This window comes from Bacillus fungorum, assembly GCF_002746455.1.
Lineage (GTDB): Bacteria > Bacillota > Bacilli > Bacillales > Bacillaceae_G > Bacillus_A > Bacillus_A fungorum.
The window spans coordinates 1-1530 of sequence record NZ_NWUW01000109.1 but is presented as its reverse complement, the minus strand read 5'-3'; the positions used below and the strand labels follow the sequence as shown (position 1 = coordinate 1530).

Annotated in this window: 1 pseudogene; it reads right to left on the bottom strand. The window is 41.1% G+C overall.

Annotated elements, in window-relative coordinates:
• Window positions 1–1530 (bottom strand): annotated as a pseudogene (locus tag CO726_RS30840) (hypothetical protein); the annotation flags it as partial.

The following is a 1530-nucleotide window of genomic DNA, read 5'->3' as shown; positions in this document are numbered from 1 at the left end:
TTTGGTATCCCCCTTGGTCTAAATCAGACATATAGAAGTGACCATTGTCTACCTTATGACTTACTGTAAGTGGCGGTTCACTAAATACTGGTTTCTGTTGTAAGGGTCTTTGATTTTGATTTCCTACCAATTGATTTGGATTTACATTTATCGAGCGATTGATATTGATTTTGCCACCACTTGAATCTTGTATATAAGCTGGAGAAACTTTCGTACCATTCCGGTACTGTGTTAACTGTCCATCTGAAATATTTAAATCCTGATATACCACTTGTCCAGAACGAATACTACTATCTCCACTCCCATAACGAGATACAACTTGCGTCATACCACTAGAATCATTTGCTTCAATCCATGATTTATTATTTGTCGTCACAAGACGTACTGCACCTTGAGCAACTGATTGTCTTCCAGTAGCATCTGTTGTTGTTGGTACCATTCCCTGAATCTCTTGAATTTCTTTTGCTTCTGTTTGAACTGCTTTATTGTAAGGATTATGTTTACTTACCATACGTGCAGTCGCTTGGTAAGCACCTGCACCACCAATTACACCTGCTGCATAGCTTAATCCTTTTGTTACATTGTAATGGCGTTCTGCTGCATTACCTCCTAACGAAGTATGAACAGCAGCTGCCGTTCCACTCATCACTCTTTGTACTGCATTTCCACCAGCCTGCTGAACAGCACCCGACGCATTAAAGTATGCTTTTGATACGTTTTCTAATCCCTGTATATGTGCAAGGTGTTTGGCACCTTCCATCATACTTACACCAATCATCTTACTTTGCTGTGTCATACGTCCCACTGTTGAAGTTGGAATCGTCATTTTCCCCGCACTTTGCGAAATACTTGCTACACTAGCTGATGCATCCGCATAAGAACGTTCAATTTCAGAGGTAGACAGGTTTCCTGCACGTGCCATACTTGCTTGCGTTTGCGTAGCTGCATACACAGCTTTATTAATCGCACCACCTGTTGCGACACCATGAGATCTAACTCCTTGAATAGAACTTGTAATTCCTGAACTTACTTGTTGGCTCACTGTTCCAAGACTTGCATGACTTTGTAAACCTTTCGTCAATTGCGAAGCAAAGGCATCTTTATTAATATACGATTCATTATGTAGACTCTTACCACTCGTATCTTTTGCCTGTACGGGCATCGCACCCGCTTGTACCGCCGCTTGCTGGGCGACTGTTTTAAACTCATTTCCTTTTTCATTCAAGTGTGCCTGCCACGCTTCTACTTTTTGCTTTGGAGACATAGTTGGAGACATAGTTGGAGACAAGTTTTTCATAAAGTTCGCCTTGTTCTCAGCTGCATACCCTTGTTTAAAGGATTCTGTAGATGCTTGTACCAGGTTCCCAACATTACTTACTTCTTGTTGTTTCTGATTTCCGTACCCATTTGCTAAACTATGTGTTTTCACACCATTTACAGCTTTTTGAATGCCTGCTGCACTAGATACACCCATCGCATTTATATTCGGATTGCTTTGTAATTGTTGCGATAGCTGAGAAGCAAATGCTT